We start from the raw sequence: 14,488 nt of genomic DNA, 5'->3' as shown, positions 1-14,488 counted from the left end.
TCATGCAACAGACCCAGAACACTACCCTGTTGATCATCGGCGGCGGCCCCGGCGGTTATGTCGCGGCGATTCGTGCCGGCCAGCTGGGCATCCCCACCGTGCTGGTGGAAGGCCAGGCGCTGGGCGGCACCTGCCTGAACGTCGGCTGCATTCCGTCCAAGGCGCTGATCCATGTCGCCGAGCAGTTCCATACCACCCAGCGCTACAGTGGCAGCACCTCGCCGCTGGGGATCAAGGTATCGACAGCGACCCTGGACATCGGCAAGAGCGTCGAATGGAAGAACGGCATCGTCGACCGCCTGACCAGCGGCGTCGCGGCATTGTTGAAGAAGAATGGAGTCAAGGTGATCCATGGCTGGGCCAAGGTCATCGACGGCAAACACGTCGAGGTCGACGGCCTGCGTATCCAGTGCGAACACCTGCTGCTGGCCAGTGGTTCGCAGACGGTCAACCTGCCGATGCTGCCTATCGGCGGGGCGATTATTTCGTCTACCGAAGCCCTGGCGCCGACGTCGATTCCCAAGCGCCTGACCGTGGTCGGCGCCGGTTATATCGGCCTGGAACTGGGGATCGCCTATCGCAAGCTCGGGGCCGAGGTCACCGTGGTCGAGGCGCGCGACCGGATCCTGCCGACCTATGACCGTGAACTGACCCAGCCGGTGGCCGAGTCGATCAAGGCCCTGGGTATTACCGTGCATTTGGGGCACAGCGTCGAAGGTTTCGATGCCGCGTCCAACACCCTGGCGGTGCGCGATCCCCAGGGGGACATCCTCCAACTGGCGAGCGACCAGGTACTGGTGGCCGTGGGACGCAAGCCGCGAACCCAGGGCTGGAACCTCGAAGCGCTGGCCCTGGAAATGAACGGCGCGGCGATCAGGATCGACAACCGTTGCCAGACCAGCATGCGCAACGTCTGGGCCATCGGCGACCTGACCGGCGAGCCGATGCTCGCGCACCGGGCCATGGCCCAGGGCGAGATGGTCGCCGAGTTGATTGCCGGCCAGCATCGCGAGTTCAATCCGATGGCGATTGCCGCGGTGTGCTTTACCGATCCCGAGTTGGTGGTGGTCGGCAAGACGCCGGATGAGGCCAAGGCGGCGGGGCTCGATTGCCTGGTATCGAGCTTCCCGTTTGCCGCCAACGGGCGGGCCATGACCCTGGAATCGAAAAGCGGTTTCGTGCGGGTGGTGGCGCGGCGTGACAATCACCTGATTGTCGGCTGGCAGGCGGTGGGTGTCGGGGTCTCGGAACTGGCGGCGGCGTTCGGCCAGTCGCTGGAGATGGGTGCGTGCCTGGAAGATATCGCCGGGACCATCCATGCCCATCCGACCCTGGGCGAAGCGGTACAGGAAGCGGCGCTGCGGGCCTTGGGGCATGCCTTGCACCTGTAGCCGGCTGAAACCTGACATGTAACCTGTAGGAGCCGAGCTTGCTCGCACTCGATCGCGAGCAAGCTCGGCTCCTACATAACCGCCGTCTCGAGCCTTCCTCCATGGAAAAAACCTGACCAGAATCAGGTGCTTATTAAACTAAAGTTCATGTCATTCAGGGCCCTTCTGACTCGGAACTGTCACATATCGACCTTTTAATTGTTTAAAGAGTTTGCAGCTCTTATTTCAATTCCGTGACAAGGATCCGAACCAATGAACAAGCTGTTGAGCCCCATGGTGGGCGCCGCTCTGGCGAGTGTCATGATGTCCGCCCATGCGGACTTCATCAATGACAGTCACGCCGACGTGACCCTCCTTAACCGTTACCTGAACCAGAATGGTCAAGGCATCAGTGGCAGCACGGCCAAAGCGAAGAGCTATCACGATTGGGGCCAAGGCTTCCAGTTCGACTTCAAGTCCGGCTACACCGACGGCACCATTGGCCTGGGCCTGGACCTGCAGGCGTTCTACGGCCTGAAACTCGATTCGGGCGGCGATCTGAACGACAAGACCCACCAGGGCCGCTACCCCGGCAGCATGTTCCCGCTGGACAACGGCAAGTCCGCCGACCAGTTCGGCGTGCTCAGCCCGACCTTCAAGGCGCGTTTCCTCAAGGATGAACTGCGCGTCGGCACCCTGTACCAGAACAACCCGATGCTGGCCAACACCGACGGCCGCCTGTACCGCCAGACCAACACCGGCGCGCAACTGGTGTCCAAGGACCTGGACAACTTCACCTTCACCGTCGGTGATATCACCCAGACCAAGATCCGCAATGAAACCGGCGACGTTGGCATGATCACCGCTGGCGGCACCAAGAAGAGCAATCGTTTTCTCTACGGCGGCGCCGACTACGCGGGGATCCCGGGCACCACCCTGAGCGCCTGGTACTCGAACCTCTCGGATTACTACCAGCAGGCTTTCCTCGGCGCCAAGCGACATGACGCCCTGCCCGTCGGCGCCATCGACAGCGACTTGCGCGCCTACCGCAGCCTGGGCACCGGCGGCAACGCCGATGGCGACAGCCAATACGCGGCGGCCGGTTACTACGGCAACGGCCTGACCAAGGGCCGGATCAACCAGTCGACCATCAGCCTGATGGAAAGCTACAGCCTGGCCGGCCACACCGTCGGCCTGGGCGCCCAGAAAAACAGTGGCAGCAGCGACTTCCCGTACCTGGACTCCGGCCTGAACAGCGGCTCCAGCCTCCAGGGCCCGGGCTCGGGCGCCGACACCCCGGCGCTGACCAACATGCAACTGAACAAGTTCCAGCACGCGGGTGAACGGACCTGGCTGGCACAGTACAAATACGACTTCGCCCACCTGGGGATCGATGGCCTGGCATTCGCCGCCACCTATGCTCACGGCGATCAGATCAGAACCCCCTCCGACCCCAATGCCAAGGAATGGGAACGCAATATCTCGCTGGCCTACAATGTTCCGAGCGGTCAGCTGAAAGGCCTGGGCGTCCGTTGGCAGAATGCCCATGCAAGCCCAGACATCACCGGGGCGACCGTCCAGGACGAAAACCGCTTCTATGTAAGTTATGTAGTACCGCTTTGGTAGGAAACTGACACGACTCCTGACAGTTATAGCTTATGGCACTGTCGGAGCTGAAAAGTCCTAAGGCCATTCAGTCAAGGCCGAATACCGTCCCTGTAGGAGCAGAGCTTGCTCGCGAAGAGGCCCTCGAAGCCGCTATAAAGCTTCGCGAGCAAGCACCGCCTCCACAATGATGTGGCATATTCAATCATTCAATCTGCTTATCGAACAACTGGCCCGCTCAATCTCCGGAACAGCCACTTCCCCATGTCTTGTACTTGTACTCCTTGATCTCCCCGCTCGGCGTCTTGTAGGTCATCTTCGCGTCGACGATGCCGCAGGCATAAGGGTCGGAGTCCACACGGACAACTTCGGCAATGTCTTTTCTGTCCAGGGCGAAGGCTTGGGCGCTGAAAACAAACAGCGCAACGGTCAGACACTTCGTATAGATATTCATGGCAATTTACTCAGGATGGAAATAGGGAACAACCTGCCGCGCTGGGCAGACAACACCTGAGCAGACTCTCAATCAATCATTATCCGCGGATTAAGACATTTCCGACCTTACTTAAATAAAACTTTATATACCTCTCAACACCCGGCCCATTACCCCCCTTCCAAAGCCCACGCCCACTCGTCCCGACCAAATATAACAAAAGTTACACTTGCAAAGCGCCCACCGAACAATATCGCTATTAATGAACCGATTCATCTTTAACTTACACAATCAACCTGATTCCATAACGTTATTATCCGCTGGAACTGGCACGAGGCTGGTAGCCTGGACGCAGCCCCTGAACGTCCTGCCGTCCCATGACTCGGGCAGACTGGCCGTCGACTGGCTGTTCGACTCTGCCAGGGCTGGCGAGCACGCCCGAGCGCCTGGAAAAGCGCTTCAAACGCAAAGAATTAACACTTTTCCGAGACCTGGGGACACGACGGCACTACACTTTGCGAAATAGCCCGAAGCCATCACGTTAGTCGGACACAGGAAGTACCCCATGACGCTCTGGAGCAGATATAGAGGCCATGCCCTGGTGACATTGTTTGTCATCCTCGTCAGCTTCCTGGCTTTCCTGCTCATCAAATCCGACTCCCGGGAAACTTCCAGCTACTTTGACTCCCGTGACCTGGTTCGCCAGCTCAAGCAGCTCGATTCCCGGTTGGACGCGAAGATTCTCAAGACCCGGATCAGCGACGAGTACAACTACAACCTGCTCACCGGCCCCATAGCCGACTCCAGCAGGCGCTGGGATCAATTGATGGCGCTGAACATCGCCCTCGAGCACTCCGGCATCTGGCAGGCCCGCAAGAAAGCCTACCTGGACGCCACGGCGGAAAAGAACAAACTGATCGAGCAGTTCCAGGCGCACAACACGGCCTTGCGCGATGACCTGGAAACCCTGTCGTCGATCGAAGACACCATCCAGGCCGACCTGGAACCCTTCAGCGCCGAGCACCCGGTGGAAAGCCTGAGTGTGTTGTACAGCGCCTCGAAACTGACCTTGAGCGCGCTGGAATATGCACAACATGTGTCCAATGGCAAAGCCGACAAGATCGAGCGGCAGATCCAGCACCTGACGGCGCAAAAGGCCAGTCTTCCCGCCGCGCTGACCCCGCCCATCGACAAGCTGATCGAACAGGCCAATGTGGTGATGCGCGAGCAACCCCTGGTCAATGACCTGCTGGACCGCATCGGCTTCATCCCGGTTGCCGCCAGCCTCGACGGCATCAACGAACTGTTGAACGAAAACCAGCGCCGCGCCGACCTCCAGGACCACCAGTACCAGATCTATCTCAGCGTCTGTGCCGCCCTCATGGCCCTGCTGGTGCTCTACCTGATCATTCGCCAACTGCGCAGCTATGCGCTGATCAACCAGATGAACAGCGCCTTGCAGGCGGCCAACGAACGCCTCGAACAGCGGGTCGAAGAACGTACCCGCGAGCTCAAGGAAGCCCAGAGCGAACTGATGGACGCCGCCCGCATGGCCGGCATGGCGGAAATCGCCACCAACGTCCTGCACAACGTCGGCAACGTGCTCAACAGCGTGAATATTTCCGCCGACCTGGTAACCCGCAAACTCCGCGCCAGCAAGGCGCAGGGACTGGGCAAGGCGGTGCAACTGATGAACGAGCACAGCAGCGACCTGGGCGACTTTGTCAGCCATGACGAAAAAGGCAAGCTGCTGCCCGCCTACTTCAACCAACTGGTCACGGCCATCGCCGCCGAGCACACGGAGATCGTCCAGGAGTTGGCGCAACTGAGCAAGAGCGTCGACCACATCAAGGAGATCGTCGCCACCCAGCAATCCTACGCTGGCACGGCCAAGCTGCTTGAACCGCTGAATATCACCGACCTGCTCGAAGATGCCCTGCGCATGAATACCGGTGCCTTGAACCGACACAAGGTCACGGTGCTCAAGGACTTCCAGCCGGTGCCGATCATCCTCGGGGACAAGCATCGGCTGCTGTTGATCATGATCAACCTGATCAGCAACGCCAAGTACGCGGTGTCCGACCTGAGCAACCGGGAACGGGACATCACCCTGAGCGTGCGGGTCGTCGACGGCAAGACCCTGCGCCTCAGCGTCAAGGATGAGGGCGAAGGTATCCCGCAGGAGAATATGAGCCGGATCTTCACCCACGGATTCACCACCCGCAAGGACGGCCACGGCTTCGGCCTGCACAGTTGCGCCCTGGCCGCGCTCGAGATGAACGGCCATCTCTACGCGCATAGCGACGGGCCGGGCAAGGGCGCGCTGTTTACCCTGGAGATACCGTTGAATACGATCCACATGCAAGAGCAGTCGCCTATTGCGAACCCCTCTCAGCTATCGGCCTATTAGAATATTCATCATTGAGAGAGAGCCTTCTGCCGGCACTGGCTTTAAACTTTGCCTTCCGCCCTCTTCACCCAAAGATCCGTCTCCATGACTGAAAACTTCGAAGTTCCAAGCCCCCACGAAAAACACGTCGAACACGCCACCGAACATGCCCAGGCACGCGGTGACGGCTTTGCCAGTCGGATCGCGGTGATGACCGCAATCATGGCCACCATTGGCGCCATGCTCAGCTACCAGGCGGGCTCCACGGAAAGCGAAGCGGCGATGGACAAGAACAACGCCGCCATCCTCAAGACCGAAGCCGCCAACCAGTGGAACTACTACCAGGCCAAGTCCAGCCGGCAGAACCTGTCGGAGATGGCCAGCCATATCCCGGGCCTGGATGCCGCGCATTACACGGCCGAGGTCGAACGCTACAAGAAGGAAAAGGAAGTCGTGCGGCAGAAAGCCGAGGGCCTGGAAGCCAAAAGTCGCGAATGGGATGACAAGTCCGAGCAGGTCCTGCACCAGCATCACCGCTGGGCACAGGCGATGACGGCGATCCAGATTGCCATTTCGCTGGCGGCGATCACCCTGCTGACGCGCAAGGAATGGCTCAAGCGCCTGGCCTACACCGCCGCGGGTGTCAGCGTGGTGCTCGGCGGCCTGGCCGGGTTGCATATCTGAATGGCTGATGCCCGATGTCAGTCAGTCCGGTACAGGCCGGGCTGACTGATGGAGCCGTGTTAACGCAGCTTAAGCTTTGGTATTGATGGTTTCGCCGACCGGCTGGCCGCTACCGTTGGCAACAGCTTTCGGCGCGGCAGTGACCGTGGCGGTGTGATGCTGGTGTTTTTGCACCAGCTTCTGTGCCACGCGGTCGCCATGACTGGCTTCCTGGGCGGTTTGTGCGGCGGTTTCAGTCGCCTCTTTCAAGGCGTCGCTGACGGTGCTGGCAGTGGTGGTGGCGGTTGTGCTGGTGGAAGTTTTCTGCGCGGGTGTCGGGGTTGCCTGGGACTGACCGGCAATACGTACAGAGACAGGGGTTGCAGCCGGAATTGCGCCGATGGACATCGGACTCTCCTTCAGTTGGGATCAGCAAACGTGACCGGACATGCGTTCGACCGGCACACGATTCGTTACGAGTTACAGTCTCGACCCTTCAAACTGGCCCGCCTCCGAAACCACCAGAGGTGTAGGAGAGAATGCGCCTTGCCATGTGCTCAACCTGTTACGGCCAAGTGAAAACTTCATATTTCATGGATCTGCGAAGGTTTCGCAGTCGGCTACAAATAGGCATGAACAGCACGGAACCTATGGGGATTGGCTTGCCGGAGATAGCGTCTGGATGAACCGCGCAAGGCCCAAAGGCCCCGTCGCGGCTTATCGAACGTCGACCAGCCACTCCCACAGGGGTTTCGTGTCAGATCTCGCCTTCCACGTCTTCCAGGCTGAAGGTTTCGGTGGTGTCGTTGTAGGAGAAGATCTCGGCGTAACGGCCCCAACTGATCACGCTTTCCAGGGTCTGCTCGACGAAATCTTCGCTAAGGGAGTCTTCCAGCTCCTGCTCGAAACGTACCCGTGGCGCCCAATGCCCGTTGCGCTCTTGCAGTACCTGGCGAATGCGCGCCGCCAGGGGCACGGCACGCAGCAGGTGCTCGGCAAACATCACCTTGCGTTCCTGGGTCCCGTCCTCGGCGAAACGCTTGCCCGAATCGGTCAGCTTGATATCGGCCCCGCGCAGCTCGGCAAAGCCCAGGTGCTCCAACATCTCGGCCACCGGAAACAGGTCGTCGACCTCCAGCAGCAAACGCTCGGCCACGTTCGGCAAACCGGCATGGCCATGGTAGGGCTCGGCCGCCAGGGCTTCGATCAAACCGGCCATCAGGTTGGTCGGGACTTCCGGCAGCCGGCTGCCCAGTTGCAGTTCGGCCTTGCCAGTGCGGGCGTCGGCACTGCGACGGTTGGTCATCAACGCATAGATATCGTCGACCATCTTGCGGAAGATCGGGTCCAGGCGGTTGCGCGGGTGAGCGAACGGCACCTTGATCTGCGCCACCACGCGCCCGGGGTTGGACGACAGCACGAGGATACGGTCGCACATCAGCACCGCCTCCTCGATGTTGTGGGTCACGATCAGGATCGACTTGATCGGCAACTGTCCGCCGCTCCACAACTCCAACAGGTCGGTACGCAGGTTTTCCGCGGTGAGCACATCAAGGGCGGAAAACGGCTCGTCCATCAGCAGCAGGGTCGGGTTGACCACCAGGCCACGGGCAAAGCCCACGCGCTGGCGCATGCCACCGGACAACTCACGCGGGTAGGCGTTTTCAAAACCGTCGAGACCGATCAGGTCAATCGCCGCCAACGCCCGCTTGCGCGCTTCCTTGGGTTCGACCTGCAACGCTTGCAGGCCGGCCTCGACGTTTTCCAGCACGGTCAACCAGGGAAACAGGGCGAAAGTCTGGAACACCATCGCCACGCCCTTGGCCGGGCCGTCCAGGGTTTCGCCGTTGTAGAGCACTTCGCCGGAAGTCGGCTGGATCAGCCCGGCAATGATCCGCAACAAGGTCGACTTGCCGGAGCCCGAGCGCCCGAGCAACCCGACCACTTCGCCTTCGTGCAGGTGCAGGTCGACTTCGCTGAGTACCTGACGCTCGTCCTTGCCATTGCCAAAGCCCTTGCTCACATTGGTGAGCGAATAGATTTCACGGGCGCTGCTGGTGTATTCGATATGACTGTTCATGAGAGCGGCTCGGATTAATTCAGACGAAGTTTGTTTTCGGCAATGGCGTACATCGGTCGCCAGAGCAAACGGTTGAAGGCCACCACGAAGACCGACATGACCACCACGCCCAGGGTGATTTTCGGAAAGTCGCCGGCCGCCGTGGTCTGGGCGATATACGCCCCCAGACCGTGGGCCACCACCTTGTCCTGGCCCCAGGAAACAAACTCGGAAACGATACTGGCGTTCCACGCGCCGCCAGAGGCGGTGATCGCACCGGTCACGTAGTACGGGAAGATCCCCGGCAACATGACCTTGCGCCACCACTGCCAGCCACGGATATGGAAGTTGGCGGCGGCTTCGCGGAAGTCGTTGGGAAAAGCACTGGCCCCGGCGATCACGTTGAACAGGATGTACCACTGGGTGCCCAGCACGATCAGCGGACTCAACCAGATATCCGGGTTCAGGTTGAAGTGCAGGATCACGATGACGAACACCGGGAACAGCAGGTTCGCCGGAAACGCGGCGAGGAACTGCGCCAGTGGCTGGATTTTCTCGGCCAGGTGCGGACGCAGGCCGATCATCACCCCCAGCGGCACCCAGATCAAGGAAGCGACGGCGATCAGCAAGGTCACCCGCACCAGCGTGATCGCGCCCAGACCGATCACTTCACCGAGATCGGCAAGGGTCACTTCGCTGCTGACATAGATAAAAATGTGATACAGCGCATACGCCGCGAGCAAGGCGATGAACAGACCCCAGACCCAGTCGATCACCCGCGACGTCGACGGGTTCGGCGTGCTTGCCCGGACCTTGACCCGGGGCAGGCTCAGGCGCAGATGACCGATACGCGTGACAGCGCGCGACAGCGGCCGGATCAGGCGCTGGATCACCCGGGTCCGCTGGACCAGGTTCAGCACCCAGGATTCCGGCGCGCCGCCCTGGGCCGCGGTGTCTTCCATGCGGAACTTGTCCGCCCAGGCCACCAGCGGACGGAACAGGAACTGATCGTAGACCAGGATCACCACCACCATCGCCAGGATCACATAGCCCACGGCGGTGAGGTCGCGCTGCTCGATAGCGGTGGCCAGGTAGGAGCCGATGCCTGGCAGGGTGATGGTCTTGTCGCCGACGGTAATCGCCTCCGAGGCCACCACGAAGAACCAGCCGCCGGACATGCTCATCATCATGTTCCAGATCAGCCCGGGCATGGCGAACGGCACATCGAGCTTCCAGAACTTCTGCCAGCCGGACAACTGCAGACTCTCGGACACTTCCGTCAGGTCCCGTGGCAGCATGCGCAGCGACTGATAGAAACTGAACGTCATGTTCCAGGCCTGGCTGGTGAAAATCGCGAAGATCGCCGCGCACTCGGCGCCCAGTACCCGACCGGGAAACAGCAGGAGAAAGAAGGTCACGGTGAACGAGATATAGCCCAGCACCGGCACCGATTGGAGGATATCCAACACCGGCACCAACAGTTTCTCCGCGCGCTTGCTCTTGGCGGCCAGGGTCCCGTAGATAAAAGTGAAGACCAGGGCCGCAATCATCGCCGCGAGCATGCGCAGGGTGGTGCGAATCGCATACTCCGGCAGATTGGCCGGATCGAGGGATATCACCTGGCTCTGCAAGGTCGAGATCGGTGCCCAGGTTTCCCGTGCGCCGATTGAGAAAAACAGCAGGAAGCCCACTACCAGCGGCAGCGCGATCAAGTCCCAGCGGTTGGGCAACAGGCGCCGGGTGCTGGCCGGGATGTAATGGCGTAATACTTTATTCATCGTCAATGATTCCAGCAGCGTTCTGACATACAGGCCCACGAACTTCAGGATACAAACGCAAGAAGCGGTACGGTGCCGGCAGTCTAAGCACAGCACATCCTGAAGAAGTGGTCGGAAAATCGTCGAGGCCAGGCCACGTACTGAACGCTACAGACTGGATACCGGAACGACGGTTGCGTACCGAAGGTATCCCTTTGTAAATCCCGCTACGTGGCCCACCGAGAATGGGCAGGGTCCAAGTTCGTATCTCCTGGAGGTCGGGGGCTGAAACGCGAGGGGGTGGTTCAGCGCGGGATTATACATTTCAAAATGTTACAGTAATGTAAATTCCCTATAAATTGAAAAGATAGCGTCAGGCATGCGCCCAACGCCGATGCAGGCCACGCGCCAAGGCGTCCAGCGCGAAGCCGAGCACACCGATCAACAGCACCATGGCCATCAGTTCCGAATAAGCCAGGCGATCACGGGTATCAAGGATAAAGTAGCCGAGCCCGGCACTGACCCCAAGCATTTCGCAAGGCACCAGAACGATCCAGAGAATCCCGATGGATAGCCGCACGCCGGTCAGCACATGGCCGAGCACACCGGGCAGGATCACCTGGCACAGGGTTTCCCAGCGGGTCGCACTGAGGCTGCGGCTCAGTTGCAGCCAACGCGGGTCGAGCTGGCGCACCCCGGCCACGGTGTTGAGCAGGATCGGCCAGACAGCGGCAAAGGCCAGCAGGAAATAGATCGGCTGGTCGCCCACCCCCATCAGCATGACCACCACCGGCATCCAGGATAACGGCGAGATCATCCGCAAGAACTGAAAGGCCGGCGTGGTCGCCGCCTCCAGGGGGCGATAGCTGCCAATCAACAACCCCAACGGCACACCGATCAGCAAGGCGAGCAACAGCCCGACCAGAATGCGCTTGAGGCTGACCAGGACGTTTTCATAAAGCTCGGCCCGGCCGAGCAACTCCACCAGGCTGCCCAGTGTCGCTTCCGGCGAGAAACGCGCCGACAGCCCGTCGGGGCTGCCGAACAGGTGCACGCCCAGCCACCACAGCAGCAACAGGCAGAACAACCCCGCCACGCCCAGCCCCCAATGCAGGAGCGATGAGGAAGGCTTGCCGATCAAATGCCGAACTCCTCGCTGCGTTCAAAGCTTTCCGGCAAGCCGAAGGCCTTGAGCCCGCCCACCGCCGCCAGGCTGTTGCGCACGAAACGGTCGTCCACCAGGTCGCGGGCAGTCTGCTGCGGGTCGAGGCCGGCGAGGAAACCCTTGTCACCCTCGATCAGGGTGTTTTTCAGGCGCTTGACCAGTTCCTCGGTGTAGCTGGGGAACGGATACGGCTGGAAGTCGATGCGCTGCTCGTCCCAATTGCCGTGCTGGATCGCCCCACTGGCGAGGTAGGCGTCACGATCGCTCGCATTGGGCACCAACACCCGATTGAGCACCTGTGGAGTGTGCGGGGTGTAGCGGTTGGCGCCATCCTTGGACAGCAATTGGGCGGCCTCGGCGCGGTTGTTGCGGGTCCAGAGCTGGGCCTTGACGATGGCGTTGACCACCTTCTGCGACCACTCGGGGCGATTGTTCAGGTCCTGCTCGTGCATGAACACCACACAGCAGGCGTGATTGCGCCAGAGATCGCCGGTGAAGCGCTGCACCCGGCCGACCTTCAGTTCCTCGGCCAGAGCATTGAACGGCTCGGCGACGATATAGCCGGCGATGCGCTTGCTGGCCAGGGCCGGTGGCATGTCCGAGGGCGGCAGCACCACCAGGTTGACCTCGTTGGCCGCCAGCACGCCGTTGGCCGGCTTGCTCACCGGCTGCAGGCCGTTGTCGCGCAACAGTTGCTGGACCACCACGTTGTGGATCGAGTACCAGAACGGTATGGCCAGCGACTGCCCGCCCAATTGTTTGACCTCGGTAATGCCCGGTGCCACGGTCAGGCCGGAACCGCCGACATGGTTCCAGGCCACCACCTTGGCCGGCACCTGGCTGCCGTAGCGCGCCCAGACGGTCATCGGCGACAGCAGGTGGATCACGTTGACCTGCCCGGAAATGAACGCCTCGATCACCTGGGCCCAACTGCGCAGCAGCACCGGACGCTCGGCCTGGATGCCTTCGGCCTCGAACAGGCCGTTGTTATGGGCCACCAGCAGCGGCGTGGCATCGGTGATCGGCAGGTAGCCGATCCGCACTGGCGCGTTGGGCTCCGACGCGGCGCGGGCCTGCAGGCTGTTGAGCAGCGGCAGGGCACCGCCGGCGGTCAGCAAGGCGCTGAGTTTGAGGAAGTCACGACGTGTATGGGTGAAGTCATCCAGGCACATGGGCCATCTCCGACGTTTCGAGCAAAGAGTGAGAGGGTGAGGTGCGGCTGGCCCGCCGAAGGGTCTTGAGAATCTCGATACGCAGGGCGCCCAGTTCCTCCACCAGCTCGGCACGGGGCTGAGGCAGGTCGATACGCCACTCGCCGAGGGTCCGCGCCGGGCTGTGGCCCAGTAGCAGAATCCGCTCGGAGAGCAGCAGGGCTTCATCGATGTCGTGGGTGATCAGCACCGCCGCCGTGTTGTGCTCGGCGATCACCTTGAGCAACAGTTGTTGCATGTCGGCGCGAGTCACTTCATCCAGGGCACCGAAAGGCTCATCGAGAAACAATACCTGTGGCTGGCGGGCCAGGCAGCGGGCCAAAGCCGTCCGCTGGGCCATGCCGCCGGACAACTGCGCCGGATACTGGTCCCGGGCGTGTTGCAGGCCGACGGCGGCAATTGCATGGTCGATCCGCGCCTTGCGTTCCTGGGCATCCAGGTGCGGCTGGCGAGCGAAGTCGAGACCGAAGGCGACGTTCTTTTCCAGGCTCAGCCAGGGCAACAGACTGGGATCCTGAAAAGCCACCGCCACCCGTGGGTGCGGGCCGTCCAGGGGCTCGCCGAGGAAGCTTACCCGCCCCTCGCGAGGCACCTGCAAACCGGCCAGGACCCGCAACAGACTGGATTTACCGACGCCGCTGGGGCCGAGGATCGACACCACTTCGCCGGCTTGCAGTTGCAGGTCGAAGCCTTCCAGTACCACTTGCCAGCCCTGTTCGCGGGGGTAACCGAGACTGATCTGCCGGGCCTCCAGCAAGGCCCTGCTCATGCCAGCGCCTCCCAGGCCTGGCGTTGCAGCTCGGCGCGTAATTGCACCAGGCTCGGGGTAACGATCGGCACGAACGCCGACTCGCGCCAGCGCCGGGCAAAACCGCTGCCGTGTTCACTCAGGTAGGCCTTGCCGCCACTGGCCTGCAACTCCAGTTGCACGGCCTGGGCAACGGACTCGGCCAGGCTGATACGGATCTGGAACAAGGCCTGCGGCTGGGCCAGGAAGCGCCCGTCGAGCAAGCCGCTCTTGAGTTCCGTCACCGTCTGCGCCAGCGCCTGGCGTTGTTCGAGCAAGGGTTCGCAGAGAATCGAGCGCGCGTCTTGCAGGTGTCCGTCGACCTCCTGCAGTGCTTGGCGCGCCAGGCCGATGGCCAGGCCGCATTGCAAGCCGAGGAAGGCCGGACGTACCGCCGGCAGAAACACCCGGGCATCGTCGTGCAGCAGCCAGTCGCGACCGACCTCCACCTGCTTGAAGTCCAACGCGGCGGTATTGCTCGATTGCAGGCCCATCAGTTGCAAGTCGTCCGAGCGTTGCAGGCCGGTCACCGCATCTGGAATGGCCAATACGAACGGCGCACCGCCCTCCTCGCGCTCGATGGCCGCCGCTACCACAAAGCCACTCTTGCGCAGATTGGTTACCCAGTGCAGGCGACCATCGAGACACCAGCCGTGCTCCTGCTCGCGGGCCCGGAGCTGCAGCGCCTCGATGCCCGAGAGGAACTTCATGGCATTCGACAGCCCGGTGGCGCCGGCCAATTCGCCGCTGAGCAGGGACGGCAGCAACTGATCGCGCAAGGTCGTGTTGGGACTGTGCAACAAGTATTCGATAAAGGCCCGCTGGCCCCAGAACACAAAGGCCGCCGCCAGGGAATGGCTGGCCACCTGGGCGATGCTTTCCACCGCGTCGGCCACCGTCCCGCCAGTGCCGCCCTGGGCTTCTGTTACGCCGACCCGCAGCACCTTGGCGGTCGCCAGGCGGGAAATCACATCCTGTGGGTCGCACTGTCCCAGGTCCAGGGCCTGGGCTTGAGCGTCCAGCCATTGACTCAATGCAGGATTGAGCAT

12 protein-coding genes are annotated in these 14,488 nt (G+C 61.5%); 4 read left to right on the top strand and 8 right to left on the bottom strand.

Translation table 11 applies throughout. The features are described 5' to 3' along the window. Positions 1–2 precede the first annotated feature (2 nt). Both lpdA and PFEN_RS10375 read left to right on the top strand, forming a co-directional pair. On the top strand, positions 3–1,391 hold the full coding sequence (gene lpdA / locus PFEN_RS10380) for a dihydrolipoyl dehydrogenase (protein WP_191486745.1): 1,389 nt from the start codon (positions 3–5) through the stop codon (positions 1,389–1,391). A 273-nt stretch (positions 1,392–1,664) separates the two neighbouring features. Beyond that, the gene (locus tag PFEN_RS10375) at positions 1,665–2,996 is read left to right on the top strand and encodes an OprD family outer membrane porin (RefSeq protein WP_191486995.1); all 1,332 of its coding nucleotides are present in this window, start codon (positions 1,665–1,667) and stop codon (positions 2,994–2,996) included. Positions 2,997–3,213: 217 nt separating this feature from the next. Here the strand turns inward: PFEN_RS10375 and PFEN_RS10370 are convergent, their stop codons facing one another. Further along, positions 3,214–3,429, bottom strand: a complete 216-nt coding sequence (locus tag PFEN_RS10370; RefSeq protein ID WP_191486744.1) for a DUF2790 domain-containing protein — start codon at positions 3,427–3,429, stop codon at positions 3,214–3,216. A 544-nt stretch (positions 3,430–3,973) separates the two neighbouring features. Here PFEN_RS10370 and PFEN_RS10365 point away from each other — a divergent pair. Continuing rightward, positions 3,974–5,818 carry a DAHL domain-containing protein gene (locus tag PFEN_RS10365; RefSeq protein ID WP_191486743.1) on the top strand — a complete coding sequence of 615 codons (1,845 nt, stop codon included), beginning with the start codon at positions 3,974–3,976 and terminating at the stop codon, positions 5,816–5,818. A gap of 84 nt (positions 5,819–5,902) precedes the next feature. Then, positions 5,903–6,481, top strand: coding sequence for a DUF4337 domain-containing protein (locus tag PFEN_RS10360; protein WP_191486742.1), 579 nt, complete (start codon positions 5,903–5,905; stop codon positions 6,479–6,481). A gap of 69 nt (positions 6,482–6,550) precedes the next feature. Here PFEN_RS10360 and PFEN_RS10355 read toward each other — a convergent pair whose 3' ends face one another. From PFEN_RS10355 to PFEN_RS10325, 7 genes are all read right to left on the bottom strand, one after another. Continuing rightward, on the bottom strand, positions 6,551–6,868 hold the full coding sequence (locus PFEN_RS10355; RefSeq protein WP_191486741.1) for a hypothetical protein: 318 nt from the start codon (positions 6,866–6,868) through the stop codon (positions 6,551–6,553). 349 nt (positions 6,869–7,217) lie between these two features. Further along, entirely contained in the window at positions 7,218–8,540 is a 1,323-nt protein-coding gene (locus PFEN_RS10350; protein ID WP_191486740.1) for an AAA-associated domain-containing protein, read from the bottom strand. A 14-nt stretch (positions 8,541–8,554) separates the two neighbouring features. After that, the gene (locus PFEN_RS10345) at positions 8,555–10,297 is read right to left on the bottom strand and encodes an ABC transporter permease (protein WP_191486739.1); all 1,743 of its coding nucleotides are present in this window, start codon (positions 10,295–10,297) and stop codon (positions 8,555–8,557) included. Positions 10,298–10,649: 352 nt separating this feature from the next. After that, on the bottom strand, positions 10,650–11,414 hold the full coding sequence (locus tag PFEN_RS10340) for an ABC transporter permease (RefSeq protein WP_191486994.1): 765 nt from the start codon (positions 11,412–11,414) through the stop codon (positions 10,650–10,652). After that, entirely contained in the window at positions 11,414–12,613 is a 1,200-nt protein-coding gene (locus tag PFEN_RS10335) for an ABC transporter substrate-binding protein (protein ID WP_191486738.1), read from the bottom strand. The genes PFEN_RS10340 and PFEN_RS10335 overlap by 1 nt, the downstream gene beginning before the upstream one ends. Next, positions 12,600–13,421 (bottom strand): ABC transporter ATP-binding protein, encoded by an 822-nt coding sequence (locus PFEN_RS10330; RefSeq protein WP_191486737.1) that lies wholly within the window; start codon positions 13,419–13,421, stop codon positions 12,600–12,602. The genes PFEN_RS10335 and PFEN_RS10330 overlap by 14 nt, the downstream gene beginning before the upstream one ends. After that, the gene (locus tag PFEN_RS10325) at positions 13,418–14,488 is read right to left on the bottom strand and encodes an acyl-CoA dehydrogenase family protein (protein ID WP_191486736.1); all 1,071 of its coding nucleotides are present in this window, start codon (positions 14,486–14,488) and stop codon (positions 13,418–13,420) included. The genes PFEN_RS10330 and PFEN_RS10325 overlap by 4 nt, the downstream gene beginning before the upstream one ends.

The organism is Pseudomonas sp. FEN (assembly GCF_904067045.1).
Classification (GTDB): domain Bacteria; phylum Pseudomonadota; class Gammaproteobacteria; order Pseudomonadales; family Pseudomonadaceae; genus Aquipseudomonas.
The sequence above is the reverse complement of the archived record's forward strand: the minus strand, read 5'-3'. Positions and strand labels throughout refer to the sequence as shown.

What these genes read in the sequence shown, in the direction of transcription:
- lpdA (WP_191486745.1), top strand. Translation starts at nt 3, where the DNA reads ATGCAACAGACCCAGAACACTACCCTGTTGATCATCGGCGGCGGCCCC.
- PFEN_RS10375 (WP_191486995.1), top strand. Translation starts at nt 1,665, where the DNA reads ATGGTGGGCGCCGCTCTGGCGAGTGTCATGATGTCCGCCCATGCGGAC.
- PFEN_RS10370 (WP_191486744.1), bottom strand. Translation starts at nt 3,429, where the DNA reads ATGAATATCTATACGAAGTGTCTGACCGTTGCGCTGTTTGTTTTCAGC.
- PFEN_RS10365 (WP_191486743.1), top strand. Translation starts at nt 3,974, where the DNA reads ATGACGCTCTGGAGCAGATATAGAGGCCATGCCCTGGTGACATTGTTT.
- PFEN_RS10360 (WP_191486742.1), top strand. Translation starts at nt 5,903, where the DNA reads ATGACTGAAAACTTCGAAGTTCCAAGCCCCCACGAAAAACACGTCGAA.
- PFEN_RS10355 (WP_191486741.1), bottom strand. Translation starts at nt 6,868, where the DNA reads ATGTCCATCGGCGCAATTCCGGCTGCAACCCCTGTCTCTGTACGTATT.
- PFEN_RS10350 (WP_191486740.1), bottom strand. Translation starts at nt 8,540, where the DNA reads ATGAACAGTCATATCGAATACACCAGCAGCGCCCGTGAAATCTATTCG.
- PFEN_RS10345 (WP_191486739.1), bottom strand. Translation starts at nt 10,297, where the DNA reads ATGAATAAAGTATTACGCCATTACATCCCGGCCAGCACCCGGCGCCTG.
- PFEN_RS10335 (WP_191486738.1), bottom strand. Translation starts at nt 12,613, where the DNA reads ATGTGCCTGGATGACTTCACCCATACACGTCGTGACTTCCTCAAACTC.
- PFEN_RS10330 (WP_191486737.1), bottom strand. Translation starts at nt 13,421, where the DNA reads ATGAGCAGGGCCTTGCTGGAGGCCCGGCAGATCAGTCTCGGTTACCCC.
- PFEN_RS10325 (WP_191486736.1), bottom strand. Translation starts at nt 14,488, where the DNA reads ATGCTCAATCCTGCATTGAGTCAATGGCTGGACGCTCAAGCCCAGGCC.